Annotated in this window: 20 protein-coding genes, 1 tRNA gene and 1 pseudogene; 7 read left to right on the forward strand and 15 right to left on the reverse strand. The window is 37.4% G+C overall.

Features of this window, described 5'->3' with window-relative positions:
• Positions 1–30 precede the first annotated feature (30 nt).
• Positions 31–507: a Cys-tRNA(Pro) deacylase gene (gene ybaK / locus DV427_RS08390; protein ID WP_114892000.1), complete on the reverse strand. Its 477-nt coding sequence runs from the start codon at positions 505–507 to the stop codon at positions 31–33.
• A 58-nt stretch (positions 508–565) separates the two neighbouring features.
• On the opposite strand from ybaK, the gene DV427_RS08395 reads away from it, so the two are divergent.
• On the forward strand, positions 566–1,519 hold the full coding sequence (locus DV427_RS08395) for an oxidoreductase (RefSeq protein ID WP_114892001.1): 954 nt from the start codon (positions 566–568) through the stop codon (positions 1,517–1,519).
• 32 nt (positions 1,520–1,551) lie between these two features.
• Positions 1,552–1,908 carry a DsrE/DsrF/TusD sulfur relay family protein gene (locus DV427_RS08400; protein ID WP_114892002.1) on the forward strand — a complete coding sequence of 119 codons (357 nt, stop codon included), beginning with the start codon at positions 1,552–1,554 and terminating at the stop codon, positions 1,906–1,908.
• A 50-nt stretch (positions 1,909–1,958) separates the two neighbouring features.
• On the opposite strand, the gene trpA is transcribed toward DV427_RS08400, so the two are convergent.
• From trpA to DV427_RS08415, 3 genes are read right to left on the reverse strand one after another with little or no spacing between them, the layout of a single operon-like run.
• Complete coding sequence (trpA, locus tag DV427_RS08405; protein ID WP_114892003.1) at positions 1,959–2,765, reverse strand: tryptophan synthase subunit alpha; 807 nt, start codon at positions 2,763–2,765, stop codon at positions 1,959–1,961.
• The gene (gene trpB, locus DV427_RS08410; protein WP_114892004.1) at positions 2,765–3,961 is read right to left on the reverse strand and encodes a tryptophan synthase subunit beta; all 1,197 of its coding nucleotides are present in this window, start codon (positions 3,959–3,961) and stop codon (positions 2,765–2,767) included. Before trpB ends, trpA begins: the two co-directional genes overlap by 1 nt.
• 18 nt (positions 3,962–3,979) lie before the next feature.
• Positions 3,980–4,738, reverse strand: a complete 759-nt coding sequence (locus DV427_RS08415; RefSeq protein WP_114892005.1) for an SDR family oxidoreductase — start codon at positions 4,736–4,738, stop codon at positions 3,980–3,982.
• Between the two features lie 179 nt (positions 4,739–4,917).
• Here DV427_RS08415 and purM point away from each other — a divergent pair.
• Positions 4,918–5,934: pseudogene (gene purM / locus DV427_RS08420) on the forward strand (phosphoribosylformylglycinamidine cyclo-ligase).
• Between the two features lie 54 nt (positions 5,935–5,988).
• Entirely contained in the window at positions 5,989–6,627 is a 639-nt protein-coding gene (gene purN, locus DV427_RS08425) for a phosphoribosylglycinamide formyltransferase (protein WP_114892006.1), read from the forward strand.
• Positions 6,628–6,710: 83 nt separating this feature from the next.
• On the opposite strand, the gene DV427_RS08430 is transcribed toward purN, so the two are convergent.
• From DV427_RS08430 to fnr, 3 genes are all read right to left on the reverse strand, one after another.
• The gene (locus tag DV427_RS08430; protein WP_114892007.1) at positions 6,711–7,547 is read right to left on the reverse strand and encodes a DUF4198 domain-containing protein; all 837 of its coding nucleotides are present in this window, start codon (positions 7,545–7,547) and stop codon (positions 6,711–6,713) included.
• A gap of 194 nt (positions 7,548–7,741) precedes the next feature.
• On the reverse strand, positions 7,742–8,674 hold the full coding sequence (gene uspE / locus DV427_RS08435; protein WP_114892008.1) for a universal stress protein UspE: 933 nt from the start codon (positions 8,672–8,674) through the stop codon (positions 7,742–7,744).
• Positions 8,675–8,807: 133 nt separating this feature from the next.
• Positions 8,808–9,581, reverse strand: a complete 774-nt coding sequence (gene fnr / locus DV427_RS08440; protein WP_114892009.1) for a fumarate/nitrate reduction transcriptional regulator Fnr — start codon at positions 9,579–9,581, stop codon at positions 8,808–8,810.
• A 285-nt stretch (positions 9,582–9,866) separates the two neighbouring features.
• Between fnr and DV427_RS08445 the strand changes: the two genes are divergently transcribed.
• Both DV427_RS08445 and DV427_RS09410 read left to right on the forward strand, forming a co-directional pair.
• A tRNA-Leu gene (locus DV427_RS08445) sits at positions 9,867–9,952 on the forward strand.
• A gap of 213 nt (positions 9,953–10,165) precedes the next feature.
• Complete coding sequence (locus DV427_RS09410; protein WP_162790295.1) at positions 10,166–10,324, forward strand: hypothetical protein; 159 nt, start codon at positions 10,166–10,168, stop codon at positions 10,322–10,324.
• Positions 10,325–10,427: 103 nt separating this feature from the next.
• Here the strand turns inward: DV427_RS09410 and ftnA (DV427_RS08450) are convergent, their stop codons facing one another.
• The 7 genes from ftnA (DV427_RS08450) to mukF form a co-directional block, all read right to left on the reverse strand.
• The gene (gene ftnA / locus DV427_RS08450) at positions 10,428–10,925 is read right to left on the reverse strand and encodes a non-heme ferritin (RefSeq protein WP_114892010.1); all 498 of its coding nucleotides are present in this window, start codon (positions 10,923–10,925) and stop codon (positions 10,428–10,430) included.
• Positions 10,926–10,942: 17 nt separating this feature from the next.
• Positions 10,943–11,428: a non-heme ferritin gene (gene ftnA / locus DV427_RS08455; RefSeq protein WP_005634630.1), complete on the reverse strand. Its 486-nt coding sequence runs from the start codon at positions 11,426–11,428 to the stop codon at positions 10,943–10,945.
• 693 nt (positions 11,429–12,121) lie between these two features.
• The gene (gene sbcB / locus DV427_RS08460; RefSeq protein WP_114892011.1) at positions 12,122–13,543 is read right to left on the reverse strand and encodes an exodeoxyribonuclease I; all 1,422 of its coding nucleotides are present in this window, start codon (positions 13,541–13,543) and stop codon (positions 12,122–12,124) included.
• A 12-nt stretch (positions 13,544–13,555) separates the two neighbouring features.
• The gene (locus DV427_RS08465) at positions 13,556–14,431 is read right to left on the reverse strand and encodes a DMT family transporter (protein ID WP_114892012.1); all 876 of its coding nucleotides are present in this window, start codon (positions 14,429–14,431) and stop codon (positions 13,556–13,558) included.
• A 68-nt stretch (positions 14,432–14,499) separates the two neighbouring features.
• On the reverse strand, positions 14,500–19,032 hold the full coding sequence (gene mukB / locus DV427_RS08470) for a chromosome partition protein MukB (protein WP_114892013.1): 4,533 nt from the start codon (positions 19,030–19,032) through the stop codon (positions 14,500–14,502).
• A complete protein-coding gene (mukE, locus tag DV427_RS08475; protein WP_005659499.1) occupies positions 19,032–19,766 on the reverse strand; it encodes a chromosome partition protein MukE in 735 nt (244 codons plus the stop codon). The genes mukB and mukE overlap by 1 nt, the downstream gene beginning before the upstream one ends.
• A 259-nt stretch (positions 19,767–20,025) precedes the next feature.
• Positions 20,026–21,360 carry a chromosome partition protein MukF gene (mukF, locus tag DV427_RS08480; protein WP_114892014.1) on the reverse strand — a complete coding sequence of 445 codons (1,335 nt, stop codon included), beginning with the start codon at positions 21,358–21,360 and terminating at the stop codon, positions 20,026–20,028.
• 448 nt (positions 21,361–21,808) lie between these two features.
• Here mukF and DV427_RS08485 point away from each other — a divergent pair, with 448 nt between their 5' ends.
• Positions 21,809–22,366: a YbhB/YbcL family Raf kinase inhibitor-like protein gene (locus DV427_RS08485; protein ID WP_114892015.1), complete on the forward strand. Its 558-nt coding sequence runs from the start codon at positions 21,809–21,811 to the stop codon at positions 22,364–22,366.
• Here DV427_RS08485 and DV427_RS08490 read toward each other — a convergent pair.
• On the reverse strand, positions 22,363–23,151 hold the full coding sequence (locus DV427_RS08490) for an AraC family transcriptional regulator (RefSeq protein WP_240317970.1): 789 nt from the start codon (positions 23,149–23,151) through the stop codon (positions 22,363–22,365). The genes DV427_RS08485 and DV427_RS08490 overlap by 4 nt on opposite strands.
• Positions 23,152–23,166: the final 15 nt, after the last annotated feature.

A 23,166-nucleotide genomic window follows, 5' to 3' on the forward strand; every position in this document is an offset into this window, starting at 1 on the left:
AATCCGCCTTTAAATTTATAAGTCCATCACTTATTCATCAACAATATCAGTAAATTCTGCACCTAATACTTTTGCTAAATCTTGTGGCGCAATTTCTACGCTTAGCCCACGTTTTCCGCCTGAAACATAAATCGTTTCAAACTCAAGTGCAGTTGAATTTATCACGGTTTTCACGCGTTTCTTTTGACCGAGCGGGCTAATTCCCCCCACAAGATAGCCTGAGCTTTTTTGAGCCGCATCTTTATCTGCCATTTCCACTTTTTTTACACCAATAGATTTTGCTGCTTTCTTTAAATTCAGCATATTGGCCGTTGCAAGCACAAAACAAGCGAGTTTTTTCTGATCGCCATTTTCCGCTACAAGTAACGTTTTAAAAGAGCGCTTAGGATCAATGCTTAATTTTTCTGCCGCTTCATCACCAAAATGTTGATTGTGTGGATCATGATCATAAGTATGCAAGATAAAAGGAATTTTCTGTTTTTTAAGTAAATCAATTGCTGGTGTCATTATTTCGTTCCTGGTTTTGGTGTAAAATAATGTCGATTATTTTACAGTGGAGAGAAAAATGGACGCAACCTTAAATATTGCGATAGCAGCAGAATTTGAATTAAGTGAAAAAATTGTAGAGCGTTTAGAACAAAGTGCCCTTGAAATTAGTAACGTTTCTATTGTTGAAATGATACCTTTTGAAGAAGAACAAAATATTCGTTTTCGCAATAAAGGCGTTGAACAACTTTCGCCAAATGAAGTTGAGTGGGCTGATTTTAATTATGTCTTTTTTGCAGGAAAACTTGAGCAAGTTTCCCATATTGCGCAAGCAGCGGAGCAGGGCTGTATTGTCATTGATATGTTAGGCGTTTGCAGTGCGCTTTCTGATGTGCCCGTTGTTGTCCCAACGGTAAATGAATCACAGCTATTTGAATTAAGACAACGTAACATTGTTAGCTTGCCTGATCCACAAGTAAGCCAACTTGCTTTAACGCTTGCCCCGATTTTACAAGAAACGAATCTTAATCAAGTGTTTGTCACCTCTTTATTACCAGCCTCTTATACAGATGCGGAAACCGTGACTAAACTTGCGGGACAAACAGCTCGTTTATTAAATGGTATTCCATTAGACGAAGAAGAAACGCGCTTAGCGTTTGATGTTTATCCACATCAAACACCTAGTTTATCTAATCAATTACAACGAATTTTTCCGCAATTAGAGCGTGCTACATTCCACGCAATCCAAGTGCCTGTATTTTATGGATTGGCACAAAAAGTCACCGCACTTTCAGATTATGATTTCGACTATCAGCCTCAAAATAGCGAGCTTATCGCTTTAGAAGAAACATTAATTACGCCTGTTCTTAATGGAGAACAAGAAAATGGGGAAGAATCAGTAAAACTTCATTTAAGTCAAATAAGTGCGGTAGAAAATGGCGTAGAATTTTGGTCTGTGGCAGATGAACAACGCTTTAATCTCGCCTTACTTTCAGTGAAATTGTTGGAAGGAATTTATCAACAAGGCTATTAATACCTAATACCAAGGAAATTAAGGAGAAGAGTATGCAAAATATTCTATTTATTATCCATTCATCCCCTTATGGTGACGAACATTTTTTTAGTGCATTACGTTTGGCGTTACAGTTGCAAGAGCAGCATAAAAGTGCAGTTAATTTAAAAGTATTTTTAATGTCTGATGCGGTAACTGGCGGTTTAGCAAAACAAAATCCAGCAGAAGGATATAATTTACAACAAATGTTGGAAATTTTAACGGCACAAGGGGCGATAATTAAACTTTGTAAAACCTGTACAAATGCTCGTGGTATCACTGAATTGCCGTTGGCGGACGGGGTGGAAATAGGTACGTTAGCAGAGCTGGCTGACTGGACAATGGAAGCCGATAAAGTATTAAATTTTTAATTTTCTCAATAGATAAAAGAAACCCGCCACAAGTGCGGGTTCTTTTTTGCTTATTTTGTTGCAGCTTTCATCGCTTGAACAAATTTAGCTAATTCAGCTAAACATTGCTCGTGATTATCTAAATTCTGCTCAATGATTTTCACCGTGGCAGAACCTGAAATTGCACCGGCAGCCCCCAAAGACAACGTTTCTTTAACTTGCTCTGGTTGAGCAATACCGAAGCCTTGTAAAATTGGTGGGGCATTATGGGCTTTAAGCTGTTCTACAAGGGTGTCCAAATTTGCTGCGTGAGCTTGATTTTCAGCACTGGTTACGCCAGCACGTGAGACTAAATAAGTATATCCTTCGCTATTTTGTGCTACACCTTGGATCGTTTTATCGTCTGCATTTGGCGGGCAAATAAATACCGGTTGAATGCCGTGTTCTTTAGCTGCTTGTACATAATCTTCTTTTGCGAGTAACGGAATATCTGCCACAAGTACAGCATCAACACCGACTTCTGCACAACGTTGATAAAAAGCATCTAGTCCTTTGGCAAAAATTAAATTAGCACAAAGTAATAGGCTAATCGGAATCTCTGGATATTTTGACCGCAGTTTTTCTAATAACTTAAAGCTATCTTCAGTACTATAGCCCGCAGTTAAAGCTCGATTATTCGCAGCTTGAATAACTGGGCCATCGAGTAGCGGATCGGAAAAAGGGAAACCAAGCTCTAAAGCATCTGCGCCGTTATCCACAAGCGTACAAATAATGTCAAAAGAGCGGTCAAAAGTAGGGTCACATAAGGTGACGAAAGGAACAAATGCCCCTTCATTTTTTGCTTTAAGCGCAGCAAATTGAGTTTCAAAACGGCTCATTATTTCATTCCTTTTTCTGTCAAAATTTTATCTACGGTGAAAATATCTTTATCGCCACGACCAGATAGATTCACGACTAAAATTTGTTCTTTGTTAGGTTCTTGATGAATCATTTTTAGGGCTTGAGCAAGTGCGTGTGAGCTTTCTAATGCAGGAATAATGCCTTCATGTTTAGCTAACTCTTGAAAAGCATTCAATGCTTCATCATCGGTAATACTTGGATATTCTGCTCGTCCAATACTTTGTAAATAAGCATGTTGAGGCCCAACAGAAGGGAAGTCTAATCCGGCTGAAACAGAGTAGGATTCCTCAACTTGACCATCTTCCGTTTGCATTAAAGGGGATTTCATCCCGAAATAAATGCCAACCTTTGCATGACCTAATGGTGCACCATGTTCACCACTTTCAATACCTTTCCCCGCTGGTTCAACGCCAATCAACCGAACATTTGGTTCATCAATAAAATCAGTAAACATACCAATTGCATTCGAACCACCACCAACAGCAGCAATTACCGTATCAGGTAAACGACTTTCTCGTTCGAGAATTTGACGTTTAGTCTCAATCCCAATCATTTTTTGAAATTCTCTCACAATCGTCGGGAAGGGGTGAGGGCCTGCAGCGGTTCCAAGTAAATAATGGGTGGTTTCATAGTTTGCTGACCAATCACGCATAGCCTCACAACAGGCATCTTTTAAAGAACAAGAACCTTTTTGTACAGGAACCACTTCCGCCCCCATTAAACGCATACGAAATACATTCGGCGATTGACGCTCAACATCTTTTGCGCCCATATAAATACGGCATGGCATATCTAACATAGCACAAGCAAGGGCTGTCGCAACACCATGCTGCCCCGCACCTGTTTCGGCAATAATACGTGTTTTACCCATGCGTTTAGCTAATAAAATTTGCCCTAATACTTGGTTAGTTTTATGGGCACCACCGTGTAATAAATCTTCACGTTTAAGATAGATTTTCGCTTTAGTACCTTTTGTTAGGTTGCGACAAAGGGTAAGTGCGGTCGGTCTTCCTGCATAATTTTTGAGTAAATCAGCAAATTCTGCTTGGAATGTAGGATCATTTTGTGCTTCTACAAAAGCTTGTTCTAATTGTTTTAAAACAGGCACTAAAATTTCGGGTACATACATTCCGCCAAATTCGCCGAAATAAGGATTTAGAAGTGTATCTGACATATTTTTTCCTATTATTTTTTAGTTATCTTTTGCAACGCTCATTCCCGCAAAAGATTGAGCGGTTGGCATTACTTCAATGCGATTAATGTTCACGTGTTCAGGTTGTTGATGAAGCCATAATACAATGTTCGCAATATCTTCAGGCTGAACCGATTGTACGTTTTCATACACTTTTGCGGCTTTTTCATCATCACCGTGAAAACGTACATTAGAGAACTCCGTACCACCACATAAACCGGGTTCAACATTGCTTACTCGAATTTTTGTGCCTGCCAGATCAGCTCGTAAATTTAAGCTAAATTGTGTTACAAAAGCTTTAGTTCCACCATATACATTACTGCCAGCATAAGGATAAGTACCTGCAATTGAACTCAAATTGATAATCTGCCCGTGATTACGAGCCACCATATTCGGCAACACAAGACGAGTGATAGTAATCAATCCTTTAATGTTGGTATCGATCATCTGATGCCAATCTTGTAAATCCGCTTTATGTGCTGGCTCTAATCCCAAAGCTAAACCTGCATTATTCACTAATAAATCGACCGCTTGCCAGCCTTCAGGAAGGGTTCTTAGAGCGTTAATTGTGGCTTGTTCATCGCGAATATCAAAGGCAAGTGGTAGAAAATTGTTACCTAATTGTGAATGGATTTCTGCTAATCGATCTGCACGTCTGCCCGTGCCAATCACTTTATAGCCTGCTTCTATCAATTTCTTACAGATTGCCAAGCCAAAGCCTGCGGTTGCACCTGTAACTAATGCAGTAGTAGTTTTCATTTTTTCTCCTAGATCTTGAACTTATTTGTACTATTAAAGTAGTACAAATAAATTTTGATTGCAAGCAATTTCATTTTAATTTTAAAAATGACATTAAATGAATTAATTTAACAATACCGCAAACGTTTGCCTAGTGGTATAATCTGCCCAGTTTTTATTTCAATTGTTCGAGGTTAATCGTGAGCGACACACAACTTAGCCACAAAGATGCTGGTGTCGATATTCACGCTGGAAATGAATTAATCGAGCGTATCAAAGGCGATCTAAAACGCACTCGCTGTCCAGAAGTCATGGGAGGATTGGGTGGTTTCGGCGCATTATGTGCTTTACCAACCAAATATAAAGAACCAATTTTAGTTTCTGGCACAGATGGTGTTGGCATAAAATTACTCCTAGCGATTGACTTAAACAAACACGACATCATCGGTCAAGATTAAGTCGCAATGTGTGTAAACGACTTAATCGTACAAGGTGCAGAACTGCTTTTCTTCTTAGATTACTATGCTACAGGGAAATTAGACGTTGATGTGGCAGCAAGCGTGATCAAATTGCAGACGGTTGCGAAATGTCTGGCTGTGTGTTAGTCGGTGGCGAAACCGCTGAAATGCCAGGAATGTACCACGGAAGGCGACTATGATTTGGCGGGTTTCTGCGTAGGCGTGGTAGAAAAATCAGAGATTATTGACGGCACAGCAGTGAAAACAGGCGACACCTTAATCGCACTCGGTTCAAGCGGTTATTCGTTAATTCGCAAAGTGCTTGAAGTAAGTGGTGCAAATCCAGCGGATTTATTAGAAGGCAAATCGCTTAGCGAACACCTTTTAGCACCAACCAAAATCTATATAAAATCGATTTTACAGCTGATCAAGCAGAGCGAAGTTCACGCCATTGCTCACTTAACAGGTGGCGGTTTCTGGGAAAATATCCCGCGTGTATTGCCTGACAACACCAAAGCAGTGATTGATGAATCAAGCTGGCAATGGCCTGCGATCTTCAATTGGTTACAAGAAAAAGGCAATATCAGTCGTTATGAAATGTATCGGACCTTCAACTGTGGCGTAGGTATGGTAATTGCATTACCAGAAAAAGAGGTTGAAACCGCTCTTGCATTGCTTGAACAAGCGGGCGAAAAAGCGTGGGTTATCGGCAAAATTGTACCTCTTGGCGAAGGCGAAGCACTGATTGAGATTCAATAATAAAATCTTAAATTTCAATTCAGCCCTTTTGGACTGATTTCTATAAGGAAGAAAATGAAAAAAATTGCCGTCCTTATTTCTGGTCAAGGAACGAATTTACAAACTATTATTGATGCCTGCCATTCAGGCGATATTCCCGCCAAAATTGCTTGTGTGGTAAGTAACAAAGCTGATGCTTACGGCTTAGTTCGAGCCAAACAAGCACAGATTCCGCAAGCGGTATTTCTTCGCAAAAATTTTGCTAATAACCTCAAAATGGACAACGCCATTGGCGATTATTTGCAAAGCCTAGCAGTAGATTTGCTCGTCCTTGCTGGTTATATGAAAATCCTTACCCCAGAATTTACTCAACGTTTTGCAGGAAAAATTTTAAATATCCATCCTTCTCTTCTTCCTAAATACGCAGGCTTAAACACCTACCAACGTGCGATTGCAGCAGGCGACAATGAACACGGCACAACTGTTCATTTTGTCAATGAAGATGTCGATGGTGGTGCGATTGTCTTACAAGCAAAAGTGCCAATCTTTCCTGAAGATAGCATCGAAGAAGTAGAAGCTAGAACCCGTGAGCAAGAATATAGAATTTATCCGATTGTGATTAAATGGTTTATCGAAGAGCGGTTAAGACTTAAAGATAATTTGGCATATTTAGATGGGAAACCCTTGCTAAAATCAGGATATGCAAATGAATAATTTAGGATTTAGGTAGACTATTTCTGTATTTTTTATTTAATTAGGGTATAAAAGTGCGGTGAAATTCCACTGCACTTTCAAAATTAATGATGATGGTGTTCTGGTTTTGGTGGTAATTTAGCTAATCCTTTACCAACTGGTAAAATTAATGTGCTATAGCTTGCAGATTGCTGACAAATTTGTTGATCTGCAAATGGTGTTTTATGAATAACTTTAATTTTCCAAATACCATCAATTAATGGAATGATATTTACACGTCCTTGACTATCTGTTTTACCTGAAAAACCTTGTGGTTCACGATGGCTTGTACTTGCCTCGAGATCTTTCACGACAATAGTATCAGCGGTTGCAATTACAGTTTCGCCTGCTAATGGCTGATCTTGGTAGAAAATTTGAACAGGGAACGGTTCACCTGATTTCGCTTTGCTTGGATCACGCAAAGGAACAATTTCAAGTGGTAAACCAACTCTTGTCATTGCCATTTCTGCATTTAATGGTTTTTTACCAACTGTAACAAGACTTTTACCAAACATTTGAGTTTGTTCGCAATAAGTTGGATTTTCTAATCCTTTCAAATTATCCATTTTCCAACCTTCAGCATTTTGTGACCAAAATGTTGGTTTATAAGTCGCTGTCACCCAATAAGAGCCATCAGACAATGCTTTCTCTGATTGATATTGATAGTTTTCACCTTTTTGAACCAAGGTTTGTTTTTCACCATCTTGATGAATAATTTCCATTGGCGCAAAAATTTTTAAACGCGCTTCAGGGATTTTTTCTACGTAAGGGTAGTCTCCATAAGCTAATTCTGCTTTTAATACAGAACCTGATGCCAATTTTGCAGGCGCTTGAACCCAAACTTCATGAGCTTGCGCTGCACCCGCTAAAACCAATAAACTTGCAATTAATGTTTTTTTCATACCTTTCCTTAATGAAAAATAGAGATGAGCATTTATAAAATGAGTGCGAATATTAAATGAAAATAACTATCATTTAAATAGTGGTTTAGAGAAAATTTAATATTTGTGATCTAGATCACAAAAAATCTATATAAAGCATATAAAAAATTCCCTAAATACTTAGTACTTAGGGAATGTCTAAATGTAGATGGTTGTTATTGATCGTCTTTTTTAGATGGCTTAATGCCTAATAAATTACAACTTAATTTACTGATCACATGTTCCGCTGTATTGCCCAATAATGCAGCAGATAAACCTGTACGGCCAACTGTACCTAAAATCACTAACTCTGCTTCAATTTCTTTTGCGACGTCAGGAATCACTTCTTCAGGGAAACCTTCACGCACATGAGTATGGTCTTCACTAATACCAAATTTCTGACGTAATGCTTTCATATTAATGAGATGTTGGCCACGAATACCGTTTTCATAGCCCGAAGTATTAAATTCTGGTAAATCAATAGCCATATTGATTGGTGCAGAAGGGTAGGCGGCAACTAGGTGAACATTTCCACGATTTAAATTTTCAGCGAGTGACATGCCTGTTTCCACTAATTCTTGATTAAATTCATCTTGATAGTCTTGCTCACCAGAAACATTTACCGCCACAAGAATACGGCGTTGATGTTTCCAATCGCCATCGCGAACCATCAAAACAGGAACGGGGCATTTACGAAGAAGCTGCCAATCCACTGGTGTGAAAATAAGTGAGGTAAAACTTTCTTCATCTTTAGTATATTTCACCACAAGATCATAATTGTTGCCTTCAACTTCTTCTTTAATCGCCTCAGCTTCGTTACTATTCCAAACAATGTGAGATTGCAATTCAATTTCCGGATCTGCATATTTATCTAAGTAATATTGAACCGCATGGCGGTGTTTTTCAATTACTTGTTGATGCATTTCTGAACGTTCTTCAGAAGAAAGTAAAGCCGACATTTCATAAGATAAATCATATACAGACAAAAGTGCGGTGATTTTTACCTTAGTTTCATTTTTTTGTTCTTTCACCAAACGCACGGCACGCGCAAGGGCATATTGTTTTTCATTTTCAGGATTGAGAACAACCAGGATATTTTTAAATTTCATAACAACCTCCAAAATTTACCATAGAATAAGAAAGAATCTTTTGAATGGCAAGGTGCGATTTTCAAAAAGGTGATCTAGTGCAAAATTTATTTTTAATGAATACAAAAAAGGCGTGAAATTCACGCCTTAAAAATTATTCAACTAGTGTTATTTTGGTTTTACTCGTGCCGGTTAATTCAATTAAAGCATTGAGATCATTAATTGTAATATATTTTCCTTGCACTGTAAGAACGCCTAGTTTTTGAAAGCGTCCCAATAATCGACTGATAGTTTCAACTGTTAAACCTAGATAGTTACCGATATCGCCACGCGTCATCGTCAAGCGGAATTCTTTAGCTGAAAAACCACGAGCAGAGTATCGTTTCGATAGATTATGAATAAAAGCAGCCAAACGTTCTTCTGCATTCATTTTAGACAGTAACAAAATCATTTCTTGATCACTTTTAATTTCATTACTCATTAAGCGCAAAATCTGTTGGCGCAATTTTGGCATTTTACCTGCTAAATCATCCAATATATCATAAGGAATTTCGCATACCATTGCGGTTTCTAAAGCTTGTGCAAAACTAGGGTGTTGCATTTGAGTAATTGCATCAAAGCCAACTAAATCACCAGGTAAATGGAATGAAGTGATTTGTTCTTCGCCAGATTCGCTAATAGTGTAACTTTTAATCGTACCAGAGCGAATTGCATAAATTGAATTGAGGGAATCACCTGCTTTAAAAAGAACTTGTGATTTTTGGATGGGTTTCTTTCGTTCGATAATATTATCAAGCTGATCTAATTCATGTTCGTTCAGCGTAAAAGGAATGCAAAGTTGACTAATACTGCAATCCTGGCAATGAATAGCACAACCTCCCGATTGAACCCGGCGTCCTGCCTTGGTTTCTGCAACGAAATTTTTCATGTAAGCCTCAAATATTTCGAAAAATTAGTGTAAAATTGATCTAACTCAATAATTATACCACTAAATAGTCATTTTAAGAAGAGTAAAGCATTATGGTAGCAGAAAAATTAACAAAAAAACGGCTGATTCAGATTTTAATCATGTTATGTATTTTAGTTATTGCATTTATTTGGCGATATTTTTAAAAAACTAAAAAATCCTTGCTCATTTTTAAAACAAATGAATTGTTTCTAATAAATTTTACTTGTCACACATTTATATATACGTATAATTCAACACCACTAAGCCTGGGTGGCGAAATTGGTAGACGCAGCGGATTCAAAATCCGCCGTTGAATAAACGTGTCGGTTCGAGTCCGACCCTAGGCACCACATACAAACCCTTGACCATTGGTCAGGGGTTTTTCTTTTATGCATTTTAGCCAGTAAAATCAATACTTTACGTTCATACACGCTATAAATCCATCATCAATCCCAACCTCAAATATTGCCATTTTTTAAGTATTTTTATGCATCGATTACGCCAAAATTACGCCAACCAACCTTTAAATTTTGACGTACCCTACCAAAAAATAGGAGCAAAAAATGGCAACAATTCGCAAGCGTGGTGATAAATGGCGAGTAGAAATCTATAAAAACGACGTGCGTAAATCCAAAACCTGCGCAACAAAAGCAGAGGCTACATTGTGTGGGGCTCAGAATAGGAAATGGAATTGCAGGCGTAAGACACCACAATTATTTTAACCCCGCATAATTTTATGTGGGGTTTTTCTTTATGAAATTCCAATCTAAAAGAAAAAATAAGCCTAGTGTAATACTAGGCTCATAAATATTTTATGCTTTTAGACTAAGCTTCAGTAGCAAGATTACCTAAATCTTTATCAACTAAGAATAAACCTTTACCATCTTCGCCAAGAAGATTTAATTTATCCAAGATACCACTGAATAATTTTTCTTCTTCATGCTGTTCTGCTACATACCATTGTAGGAAATTAAATGCAGAGTAGTCTTTTTCTTCAAAAGTTTTACCTACTAATTCATTGATTTTACTGGTAATCAATTTCTCATGTTCATAGGTAATTTCAATCACTTCTTTTAATGATTTATATTCGTGTGATGGTGCTTCAATTGCAGAAATTAGAGCAACTGATCCTGTCTCATTTAAATAAGTGAATAATTTACGCATATGTTGCATTTCTTCAGCTGCATGAGTTGATAAAAATTTTGCAGCACCTTCAAAACCTTTTTGCTCACACCAAGCACTCATTTGTAAATATAAATTAGAAGAATAAAATTCCAAGTTCATTTGGTCGTTTAATAGTTTTACTACATTTGCTGATAACATTTTATTTCTCCTATCTATTATAAAGTTGCTAACTCACGATCAATAAAGAACAACGCTTTACCATCTTCGCCAACAAGGTTAAATCTATCAATAATGCCACTAAATAATTTTTCTTCTTCGTGCTGCTCTGCTACGTACCATTGTAAGAAGTTAAAAGTAGAGTAGTCTTTATTTTCAAAAGTAACTTCAACTAATTCATTGATTTTGGAAGTTACTAATTTTTCATGTTCTAAAGTTGTTTCAAATACTTCTCTTAATGAAGAATAATCGTGTTTAGGTGCATCGATTTTTCCTAGAAGCGGCATACCGCTAGTTTCACTTACATAATTGAACAATTTTTGCATATGTTCTAATTCTTCATCTGCATGACGAAGTAAAAATGCTGCTGCACCTTCATAGCCATGAATTGAGCACCAAGCACTCATTTGTAAATATACATTAGAAGAGTAGAACTCTAAATTTATTTGGTCATTCAGCTTGTTTGTGATGATTTGATTAAGCATAACTAATTCCTTTCCATTTGATTGATAAAGTGCAATAAAACTTGACTTGCAATTCTCATTTTAAACTCACAAATGAGAATTGCAAGTTTTTTATTAAAATAAAACTCATATAACCAATTAATTTTAAAAAGAAAAATTAAAAACAATTATTCTCATTTGTGTAATCTAGGCGTATAAAATAATTACAATGTCACAATTAAAACTAAAGATTTTAAATCTATTAGCAAATCTTCTGTCAATTTATTCAGATTTCACCTAGCGCAATTCAAATCCAGAATTAAATATTATTGCTTTAAATTAAATAGAGAAGAAGCAGAGTATCTCTTTTGGCACCTCTCAAAAGTTACTTTTACACTTTATTAATTTAACATAATATACATTATACGAAATTAGTTATCAGGTTAGCGGAAACTACGGATTAAATAAATCACACACTTATGCACAAGTCACAGGTACTAGTAAAACAAGACAAAATAAGGACAGATAACACGTTGTAACGCGTCATTTTATAGAGTTATTGAATGGATGAATGAAAATGTAAAGGTAATGTAAAGATTGAAATAAGCTAAAGATGCTTGATTGCGCTACGTAAAATCTGGAGAATTCCTTGGATAATTCTTCCCAGAAAAAAACAACAAAAAAAGCACATTTTTCTTAAAACGTGCTTTTTGATAAAATGTGACAACGTATCGACTAACCTAGTAGTTTTATACCATATTCATATACTTGTTGTAACAAAGATAGTTTTTCAGGATTATCTGAATGTTCTTCAGCTAAACGTTGTAAACTTGATTCAAAATCTACCGCACTTTTTTCAAGTTTATTCTGTCGGTATTTTTGCCATTTAATTTGTTCAGCACGTGTGAGGGTTTTATAAAAATGGCGCGCTCGATAATGGAATAATAATTCAGGGATACGTTTATCTTCAAAAGCTAAACCATGTTCAGATAATTTTTCTGCAGGTAAGCTACGTAAAATAGACATATTATTTTTATCAGCATTACTGAAAAAGCCATTGTATAGCTCAGTTTCTACATTATCATTCGATTTAAATTGACGTTCTTCATTAAAAATATCTGCCACTTTTTCGCGAATATCAAAAGATGCTCGTAATTTTGCAAGATTATCCAAGCATAATTGTCGATCAATACCCAAGCGATTTGCTGTTTCTGGCAACAAGGTTTTAGCTGGTGCTAAAATAGGACATTTATTGATATGCACAAGCTTTAATGGAACGGATGAAACTCCCCTTTCTTCTAATTCTGATTTTTTAGTATATAAATCTGTCCGCAATTCATCCGCACTTTTGGCTAATAAATTATCGATATCGCCAGTTAAATCACAAACAATGAGTGCATTTTGATTTGTTGGATGCCAAGCTAAAGGCGCAACCCAAGTGCAATTTCCACGATAATTCCCTAACATGCCAGAAACATGCACTAAAGGCGCCATTGCGCCTATATCAACCAACTTTTCGATTTCTTTTTTACCTCGATTTTCAAAGAAATATTGGAATAATTTAGGCTGTTTTTCTTTAATTAATTTCGCCATAGCAATAGTTGCATATACATCAGCCATTGCATCGTGAGCATTTTCATGCTCAATACCATTTACTTTAGTGAGTTTTTCTAAACGGAAACTTGGCATTCCATCATCGTCATAAGCCCAATTAATCCCTTCTGGACGCAAGGCATAACAAGCTCGTACTAAATCTAACAAATCCCAGCGTGAATTCCCATTTTTCCAACTATATTCATAAGGATCAATAAAATTACGATAAAACGTATAACGCGTCATTTCATCATCGTAGCGAATATTGTTATAGCCCATGACACAAGTATTGGGTTGGGAAAACTCTGCTAAGATATTTGCGGCGAATTCAGGCTCAGAAAGCCCCTTTTCATTACATTCTTGTGGTGTAATTCCTGTCACCATTACGGCTTCAGGAGCCGGTAAATAATCGTTGGTTTGTTTACAATAAAACATTATTGGTTCACCAATGATATTAAAATCAGCATCTGTGCGAATACCTGCGAATTGCGCAGGGCGATCTGTTGCTGGATTTACACCAAAACTTTCATAATCGTAAATAAAAAAGCTGAAATCTTTTGCCATGACTACTCTCTTTTACGCGATAATTTTATCTAAATAATATAGGCAGAAAATAGCTGATAAACTAAAAATAATACCAATCCAATTTAGCTTACTAATTTTTTCTTTAAAAACTAATGCGCCAGTTATCGTGCCTAAGCAAATTACGCCAATGTTCATTCCCGCGAAAACAAGCGTCGGATTTCCAGCAAAACTTTGATGTGCTTTTATATAGAATAAAATATTAAAGAAATTCAATACACCTAAAACGATGCCACCAATTACACTTGATGATGTCCATTTGGCACGTTTTAAGAACAAATAGATAAACATAACGCAAGCTGCAAGCGAGAAGGAAATAAACAATGTTGCAGGAAATACACCGCCGCTTTTCGCCACTTGTTTGAATAAAATATCAATAATGCCATACCCAAACCACACGCCGATTAATCCTAAAACACCTTTAAAATTCACCGCACTTTGCCCTTGATTTGGCTTAGTTAATAAACAAAATAAACCAATAAACGCTAATACAACGCCAATAATTTTAGATTGGCTTAGTGTTTCATGAAAAATTAAAAATGCCGATAAAATAGGAAGAAACAACGAAAGACGTTGTGCTGCGTCAGAACGTACAATTCCAGCAAACTCCACCGCTTTTGACATAATAATAAACACGCTAGGTAACAATAAACCTAGCGCTAAAAAAATGGGTGAATTTTCGCTTTGTACGATGTAATCAGTAAATTCTAAACCTTTAAAATCAGGTTTGAGTAAGAAATAACTGAAAGTGATGGCCGTGATGTAGTTGAATGCGATAGCTTGTTCAATAATGATATTTTTTTTACGGGCTATTTTAAGCAAAACTGAAACAGCTACGCTGCAAAGAATAGCAAGAATAAGATTGTGCATTTAAATTCCTTATATAATTAAAGTGCGGTCAAAATCTTAAAATTTTAACCGCACTTCCCTTCTATTTTTTATTCTGTCGCCCCGAATCCACGTAAACCAACAACATGTACATGTTCTTGGTTGCCTGCGATTTTACGCACGAGTTTATAGGTTGTACCTTTTTCCGGGCTAATGTTTTCTGGTGCAGCGATAAGTAACTGCATATCCAAACGTTCGCAAAGTTCGAATAAGGTAGAAATAGATTTACCGTCTAAACGTGCTGCTTCATCTAAGAACAACAAGCGACAAGGCACAATATCTTTACCACGGATTCGACGGCTTTCTTCTTCCCAGCTTTGAACAACCATTAAGAGAATTGACATACCTGTACCAATAGCTTCACCAGTAGAAAGTGCGCCACTTTCTGCACGTAACCACCCATCAGCACCACGGAATACTTCCACTTCAAGCTCAAGATAATTACGGTAATCTAACAATTCTTCACCGATTGTTTGCGCTGTGCGTTGCCCCATATCAATATGTGGATTGATGCGTTGATAGAGCTTCGCCATGGCTTCAGAGAAGGTGATGCGATTGTCGTTGAATAAATCTTGATATTCATCTTGCTGACCAGAAAGTGCGTCCAACAACATGGCATGGGTATCACGAATATTCACTACCAAACGAACAGATTTCACCTGACCGAACGCTATGTTTTGTAAGCCTTGGTTGAGCATACGAATACGATTTTGTTCACGCTGAATCGTTTTACGCATAATATTTGCAACACTTTCAGAACTGATCGCCAATTTTTTCTCACGGCCAGTTAATTCAGTGGTTAAACGAGAAAGCTCAATTTCCATTTGTTCAATGGCATCAATTGGATCATCCGTTTTAATAATGTCTTGACGAATACGTTCACGTAGATGCTGATACACCGCAATAAAGAACCGCACTTTATTTTCAGGTTTGCGACTATCTTCCGACACTCTTAGACTATCACGTAGATATTCATTATCAGCTACCGCAGTACGCAACGCACCTAATGCTTTATCCGACATTGAACGTAACTCATCTGCAGATAAATAAGCGAGTTCTCGGCGATTGAGGCGTTTTTCCATATCAGAGTTACGTGATAAACGTAAAACCACACACCAACTCACTTTCGCTGCTACAACTAATTCACGTTGAGTTTTATAATCACGTTCGGTTTTGCGGATTAGACGATTTAAGTTGTCCGCTTCGCTTTCAATTAATGTCAGTTGTTTTTCTACATAAGAACGACGCTGACGGCTCGTTGAAAGTTGTTGATGTAATTCATCACGACGGATACGAGCACGTTCTTCGGCGCCATCATCAGCTCTCACGCCAAGATCGCTAATTTCACCAATCAACTCATTTAAGAGCTGATATTTACTATCGTAAGAGCTTTGTAACTGAATCAATACGCGATTATATTCAGCAAATTGACTTTGTTTTTGACGAACTTGCTCACGTTGCGTATCTCGCTGTGCCTGCATTTGTTCTAAACGTTGACGAAGTTTTTCGTTTAGTTCAGAAGTTTCAGCCTGCCCTGCATCTTCATAACCAAAATGCGGTTTACGTTGTACAACATCAGCTAACGCAAATACTCTTTGTTGAACTTGTTTTTGACACTCAATCGCTTGAGTTAATTCATTTTTTAAGCCTTCGTAATTTTCTGGATCACTTTGTAAACTATTTGCAATCGGCTCTAATTGTGACAACGTTACGCCATGCTGACAAATAAAATATTCATCTTGCTCTGCAATATCTAATTGCTCACGACATTCTTCAATACGATCAATTAAATCTTCATCAGCTAATACATTTAGTTGTGGAATTAACTTGTTGAGTAATTGCAGTTTTTCTTTTGCATTATCTAATTGAATGCGTAATTGTTGTTCGCCGCTATTAAATTGGTTTAATTCACGATCAATTTCATTGCGTTCGCGATTAATTTCAGACATTAACTCTTCTGGATTTGGCTGGAACGCCAGCGCCAAATGCAACCCAACAAATTGGCTGAAATGTTCGTGTAAACGTTGGCATTTTTGTACATCAAACGCAATTTGGGCATGTTGTTCTGCCACTTCATCACGTTCAATTTGTAATTCTTCTAAACGTTTTTCACGTGCTGCGCGCCCAAATAACGGGATTTCAGGGAATCGTGAATAGCGTAATTCACGATCTGAAACTTGCACGACAACACCTAGCTCAAGTTCTTGTGCGGATAATACGCTGTCGTCAAATGCGGTAGGATCGCCTTCAATTAAGTACAAATCATCAGGGCAATCTTCTAATTGGACAAGTTGTTCACGCACAGCATTGAGATCACGCACAACAATAGCATGACGTGCAGGCCCGTAAAGTGCGGAGAAATAAGGCGCGTCTTCAATGGTTACATCATCGTAAAGCTCTGAAAGTAATACCCCACCAAAACGTTCTGCCAACATATTTAAACGAGGATCTTCTGAACCATCTGGCTGACTTAAACGAGAAATTTGTTCATCCAATTGCAAACGTTTTTGTTCCAGTTGATCACGCTGCATCGTGAGTTCACGCTCTTTCACAAGTTGTGATTGCATAAAATTCATCACATCTTGGCTATGTTCAAACCTCTCGCCACTTTGTTGTTCTAAACGTTCTAATGCAGCTTGAGCTGTCAGCCATGCTGGGGCTTTACGCGCATTTTCATCATAAAGTGCGGTTAAATTTTCACGTTTTTGACGAAGCGCAGAACGATTTTCCACTTGTTCTGAAAGTTCAGCAGAAATATCTTCAATTAACGATTCTTGCTCTGCGTGATAATCCTCTAATTCTTCTGCCGTTTGTAAACTTAAATTAGCACGTTGATTAAAATCATTAAGTAATTTGACCGCACTTTGTTGTTGTGCATAGCGTTGCTCAAGTTCATGTAATTTTGTGCGAAGTTGTGGCGTTTGTTGTGCCTGCAATTTTTGGCTTGGATATTCACGTAATAATTCTTTCGCACTTTCCCACGCCGCAGAACGAGGCATTTCACCCGCAATTTTGCATACTAATTGGTACGCTTTATCGAACTGAGATTTCGCTGCTTCAGAAATAGACATTTTGTGCTCAAGCTCAAGTACGGTTTCCGTTAAACTTTCAGCATGGACTTCAAACTCTGCGTGATAATCTTCTACATTTTTAACACTTAAATCCGCTAAACCACATAATGTTTTCGCTTTTTCAAGGGCTGCAATGGCTTGTTGATATTGAAGTGCGCGAGTTTGTTGGGCATCTAATGCTTGTTGATAATCTGCTAATTGGGCTCGTACCGCATCAATTTCAATTTCGGTTTGTTCAAATTGGGCTTGGCTTTCTTCTAACGCATCATTCGCATCTTCAACCACCATTTTTTGTTCTTCTAAACGCTCGGTAAGTTCTGTAATATCTTCTTGATAACGCATGATTTTTTCTTGATGACGCAAAGCATTTAGCACTAAGTTAAGATGATCAACCGCACTTTGGTGATCAACTTCTAAAATACGTTCATTTTCTGCCAATTCAGCCGCTTCTCGACTTAAATCAACTAAACGATGTTGAGATAAATTCTGCTCTGCTTTTGCTTTATACCACTCGCGACGAGATTCTAATGCAGCCTCAATATTGCCACGGCGTTCATTCGCATTACGCATATAATCCGAAGCTACATAGTTGGTGGTTTCAGTAATTAAATGTTTGAATAAATCGCGATCTGATTGCGTGACCTTAATCGCTTCTAAAGTCATACGGTTCTCACGCAATGCACTTTCCATATCTTGGAAAGCTTTGCGTACACCTAAATTTTCTGGCAATAAATAATCACGTAAAGAGCGTGTGATTGCACTGGAAATACCACCGTATAAAGATGCTTCGATAAGTTTATAGAATTTGCTTCGGTCAGATGCCGAACGTAAACGTTTCGGAATAATACCTAAATCGAACATCATGCCGTGATAATCAGTGATGGAATGATATTGTTTAAATTGCGCACCGATATTTTCAATTTTATCTTTGAGTTCGTTTAAATTAAGTACGCGTGCTTGACGTTCGCCCACGGTTTCAGTGAAAAGTGCGGTCGGATTTTGAGATAATTCTACACCTTGAATTGAAAACGTTTTTAAATCAACCTTTTTATCACGACCCGCAATTTGTTGCAGACGCACACCGACAAGAATACGTTGATGGCGAGAATTAATGGTATCTAATACCGCGTAACAAACACCCGGACGCAATTTACCATGTAAACCTTTATCACGAGAACCGCCTGTAGAGCCTGCTTCAGTAGTATTACGGAAATGTAAAAGGGTTAAATCTGGAATTAATGCTGTCACAAATCCAGCCATTGTGGTTGATTTACCCGCACCGTTACCACCAGAAAGTGTGGTAACTAATTCATCTAAATCGAAAGTACGCGCAAAAAAACCATTCCAGTTAATTAAGGTTAAAGAACGAAATTTACCACGCTCTACACCATTGTTTGCAGTCATGCTAAAAGGGATAGGTGTTTCAACGATTTCTTCGACGTTTTCATTTTCTATAATGACTTCATCGCTATCTAATTCGATTTCACTTTCTAATTCAAAAACATCAGACATTATTCTTGTTCTCCGTCAAATTCTTCGTCAATTTCATCCGCACTTTCCGCATCGTTTTCCATTAATTGCGCCTGTTTTTCCAACGCTAAGGATTCTGGTGTTGCCGCTTCCCCATCACGAATGAGTCGAGCTTGCGCCTCTAATGGATCATCTCCGCTACGCACTTCTGCACCAAAACGAAATACAGATTCAGAAATCGTAAATTTTCCACTATTTTGTTCGCCAACAGTTTGAATCATACCTAAACGACGCAAACGACCAATTGCAGCTCGCACTTTTTCTGCCAATTTTTGTTTATCTAAATCGGAACCACTTGAACGCTGATTAACCGCTTTTAATAATTTTCCTTCATCGGCAAGATTTAATAATTCATCATATACTTCTTGCGTGCTAAAAATGCCCTGTTGAGCTAAACGTTCTGGGCTTAAATAAAGATAACAAAGCACTTTACCAACAAGCATTTCCAACTCAGAAAGTACTGAACGCGCAATTAATGTCGTTGCTTTAGGACGAAGATAGAAAAATCCTTCTGGTGCACGAATTAGTTCCACATTATAGCGACGATAAAATCCATCTAATTCATTTTGGAAATCCATTAAAAATGCGTGATTATCTAAATGCTCCGTGCTGATATGGCGACCTGAGCGCAATAGACTATCTACCGCTGGAAATATTGGATTTGCAATCGCCACAGCGAGTTTTGGGGAAATTACATCTTGAAGGTTGTCTGTCATAGGTTATTTCTCTATTAAAACTTTATTCAGTTACTTTCTTCGTTAATCATTATTGCCAAATCTTCCCTAGCCCCTCTTTGCTAAAGAGAGGGATATTCTTTAGCAAATCAATTCTTGCTGATTCCTTCAGCATTTTCTAACACAATGAAATAATCTCAATATTGATTATTTCATTATTATTCCCCTATTTAGCAAAGAGGGATTAGGGAGATCTAACAGAAGTAATTCCGTCGAAATTAGCTTTTAAATTATCTTAAAATTAATACTTATCAATCACATGCGCTTGAACTTCTGCGCCACTTTTATTAATTGCTTGCCAATCTGGATAAATACCCGATAAATCATCATTTGCCATACCAAGACGTACGGCTTGATCAACAATGATTCGAGCCACATCAAAATGACGAGAAAGTGGATAATTTTCCAGTTGTTCTTTTAACACTAAACTCAAATCAATCGGACGGTTATTTTCACGATAAGCAATCAGTAAGCCTTGCATATGCTCTACAATTTGATCATGTAAATCAGAAAGGGATTCGTATTGCAATTCTTCTGGCAATTCACCCAATGCATCATCTTCACGCAACACCATTTCTTCATCGCGCAGATCAACTAAACGCTCAGCTTGCGCTGTCCATAAGAACCAAGGATGCTCAAAATAATGATGAATAGAATTACGTAAACGTTGTGAGAACACGCGATTTTTATCCATATCAATGGCTGTACGAATAAATTTATGTACATGGCGGTCATAACCAATCCATAAGTCTATGGCTTGTTGCCCCCAGCTAATAATTCGGTCAAGTTTAGATTGTAAATCGGTAATTAATTGATCGATAAAATACAAATCATCACGCCCAATCACACAATCTTGAATACGCAATAATTGTGCTTGAAGTTTATCCCCCGCGGCATTTAGCGTATCTTGCAATTCGCGCAAATTCCCAGATGTTTCATCTAATAAACGTTCACAGCTTGAAATTGCCGCTTGCCAATCTTTAGTAAGAAGCTCTGCAATTTCATCTTTAATGCTTTGCTGGTTTTCATCCATAATACGTTGTGAAAGATCGATGCTATCAAAAATCTCTGCAACGGAATATTTTAATGGCGCAAACACATTACGACGCCAATAATGTTCACTTTCATTATTCTCCACGCCTTCTTCTGCAGAATCAGACGCGCGTTGAATTTCATCTGCCACAATGGAAAGTTGCACTGAAAGACGCAATGCGGAAAATTCACGCTGACGAATGTAATAATCAGACACGCCAACACCTAATGGCGTTAAACGATAAATCGCCAAACCTTCAGTAAATTCGCTACTAAAACGATTTAACAAACGTTGTTTCACTAATTCATTAATTGCATTATTCGCTCGTGTTGCAATGGCATCCGTGGATTGCTCAAAAGCATTCATCGTGTGGCGGAAAATATCCACAAGATCGGCTTCTAACATTTCGCCGTCTAAACGTTCGTTGTTATAAATTGCAATCGCCAGCAGGAAAACCAAGCGCTCGGTAGGTAAATTCAAAGAAAACTCGCGATCTTTTGCCCAAGAGACGAGTTCAGGAATAGTTTGGGATGTTTCAATCATTGAATTGCAAAGCGTTAAAATTGAACAAAAAATTGGAAAGATTATACAGGATTTTTTACGGATCTTAAAAATCTTCTTTTGAATTGACCGCACTTTTCCTATTTCTAACGCAGGAGAAATACAAATATTACCTATTTATTGCCCGCTCATTAAATCTATCAATAACTCATTTCTAAATTCATTGGAAGAAGAAACGATTGTTAATTACTTTTCATACTTTCTTTTTTCGAATGTATATAGATTTCTAAAAATATAATACTTTAGATAATTAATTTCAGGAGATTTCTGCTGTGAATAGTGGTAGCTGGTAAAATAAAAGAAAGAATTTAATTTTTCAGAAAATTTTCAAACAATACCAGAAATAAAAAATATTTGAGCGTTTTTGCACAATTTTAGTTAATAAGATTTCCTATACTGATACCTCATGTACATCAGAAAAGGAAAAATCATGAAAAAAATGATCTCAACAGTATTTTGTTCGTTTATTGCTGGTACATCTTGTGCTAACTCATCAGTTTTTAGCATTAATGTGCCAGATTTACCTGAACACGGATTTCACGCTAAAAACTTGTTAAGTGCCGATTATGGTTTTGGTTGCAATGGAGGAAATCTGTCACCAGCAATATCTTGGGCGAATGCTCCGAAAGGGACGAAAAGTTTTGTGGTGACGATCTATGATAAAGATGCGCCAACAGGCATTGGCTGGATGCATTGGGTAGTTGCAAATATTCCTGCAAATACGACCGCTCTTCCTGAAGGCATTAAAGCTGATGGTACTAATTTACCACAAGGTGCGCTGCAAACCCGCACTGATTTTGGAGTGCCAGGCTTTGGCGGAGCTTGTCCACCCGAAGGACAAAAACATCGTTACGAAATTAAAGTCACAGCAGTAAGTGTAGAAATCTTGCCAAATGTGACGACAGATACAATGCCTGCTGTAGTCGGTTATTTTACTAAAGCTAATGCCCTTGCCGAAGCTTCTATTATTGTGGAACATAGTCGTTAAACAGCACTCGATTGCCGAACCTCTAACGGAGAACAACCAAAATGTTGTTTAAATTTCACGGAAAAACGTGAATGACTTTCATAGCCAACTTCATAGGCAATTTGTGAAATTGGGCGTTGAGTAAGTTGTAACAAATTCAACGCTCTCATCATTCGAACTGTAGTTAATACTTCCCGAAACGATGTTTTTTCTGCAGCGAGATGACGACGCAATGTAGCTTCACTGGTATTTAACAATTTTGCCATGTCTCCAATTTTCCAGTGATACTCAAAATTTTCTGAAATTTTCTTACTAATTTGACACTTTAAGGAAGGTGTAGAAAATGGATTAAATACACCACCCTGTTCCGACAACCAAGCCAGCAATTCCCACAAGCGAATTTCCACAATACGATCAGGAGTTTCATCACTGGAAAGTGCTTTTGAAACAATCGAAAAAGCTTGCTGTATAAAAGGATGTGCAGGCAAGTGAAACAGGCTTTCAAAGGGTTTTGGCTCAGAAAGCAGCCCAAAAAATCTCTCAACCACTGCATTATCAATAGATAACCAATCCGCTTGATATACACCTAATTCATCAGGTTCATTAATCACATCAAAGCGTTGATTTCCTGCCAACATTACCATTTCACCAGCTTGGATAATTTTCTCTCCATTTATCCAACGCAAAATTTTCCTACCACGCCTAACCCAAATAACGGTAGGTTGCGTAAAATAAGATTTATCTAGTTTCAATTTATGTCTTTGTATAATAGTACTTTTTTCAGCAAAATTAGGACGAATGAGCATAAAAATTCCTTGTAA

It is taken from the genome of Haemophilus haemolyticus (assembly GCF_003351405.1).
In the GTDB taxonomy this organism is placed as follows: Bacteria; Pseudomonadota; Gammaproteobacteria; order Enterobacterales; family Pasteurellaceae; genus Haemophilus; species Haemophilus haemolyticus_N.

Bases quoted from the DNA above. Each gene is read 5' to 3' on its own strand.
- ybaK (WP_114892000.1), bottom strand. From the start codon at position 507: ATGACACCAGCAATTGATTTACTTAAAAAACAGAAAATTCCTTTTATC.
- DV427_RS08395 (WP_114892001.1), top strand. From the start codon at position 566: ATGGACGCAACCTTAAATATTGCGATAGCAGCAGAATTTGAATTAAGT.
- DV427_RS08400 (WP_114892002.1), top strand. From the start codon at position 1,552: ATGCAAAATATTCTATTTATTATCCATTCATCCCCTTATGGTGACGAA.
- trpA (WP_114892003.1), bottom strand. From the start codon at position 2,765: ATGAGCCGTTTTGAAACTCAATTTGCTGCGCTTAAAGCAAAAAATGAA.
- trpB (WP_114892004.1), bottom strand. From the start codon at position 3,961: ATGTCAGATACACTTCTAAATCCTTATTTCGGCGAATTTGGCGGAATG.
- DV427_RS08415 (WP_114892005.1), bottom strand. From the start codon at position 4,738: ATGAAAACTACTACTGCATTAGTTACAGGTGCAACCGCAGGCTTTGGC.
- purN (WP_114892006.1), top strand. From the start codon at position 5,989: ATGAAAAAAATTGCCGTCCTTATTTCTGGTCAAGGAACGAATTTACAA.
- DV427_RS08430 (WP_114892007.1), bottom strand. From the start codon at position 7,547: ATGAAAAAAACATTAATTGCAAGTTTATTGGTTTTAGCGGGTGCAGCG.
- uspE (WP_114892008.1), bottom strand. From the start codon at position 8,674: ATGAAATTTAAAAATATCCTGGTTGTTCTCAATCCTGAAAATGAAAAA.
- fnr (WP_114892009.1), bottom strand. From the start codon at position 9,581: ATGAAAAATTTCGTTGCAGAAACCAAGGCAGGACGCCGGGTTCAATCG.
- DV427_RS09410 (WP_162790295.1), top strand. From the start codon at position 10,166: ATGGCAACAATTCGCAAGCGTGGTGATAAATGGCGAGTAGAAATCTAT.
- ftnA (WP_114892010.1), bottom strand. From the start codon at position 10,925: ATGTTATCAGCAAATGTAGTAAAACTATTAAACGACCAAATGAACTTG.
- ftnA (WP_005634630.1), bottom strand. From the start codon at position 11,428: ATGCTTAATCAAATCATCACAAACAAGCTGAATGACCAAATAAATTTA.
- sbcB (WP_114892011.1), bottom strand. From the start codon at position 13,543: ATGGCAAAAGATTTCAGCTTTTTTATTTACGATTATGAAAGTTTTGGT.
- DV427_RS08465 (WP_114892012.1), bottom strand. From the start codon at position 14,431: ATGCACAATCTTATTCTTGCTATTCTTTGCAGCGTAGCTGTTTCAGTT.
- mukB (WP_114892013.1), bottom strand. From the start codon at position 19,032: ATGTCTGATGTTTTTGAATTAGAAAGTGAAATCGAATTAGATAGCGAT.
- mukE (WP_005659499.1), bottom strand. From the start codon at position 19,766: ATGACAGACAACCTTCAAGATGTAATTTCCCCAAAACTCGCTGTGGCG.
- mukF (WP_114892014.1), bottom strand. From the start codon at position 21,360: ATGATTGAAACATCCCAAACTATTCCTGAACTCGTCTCTTGGGCAAAA.
- DV427_RS08485 (WP_114892015.1), top strand. From the start codon at position 21,809: ATGAAAAAAATGATCTCAACAGTATTTTGTTCGTTTATTGCTGGTACA.
- DV427_RS08490 (WP_240317970.1), bottom strand. From the start codon at position 23,151: ATGCTCATTCGTCCTAATTTTGCTGAAAAAAGTACTATTATACAAAGA.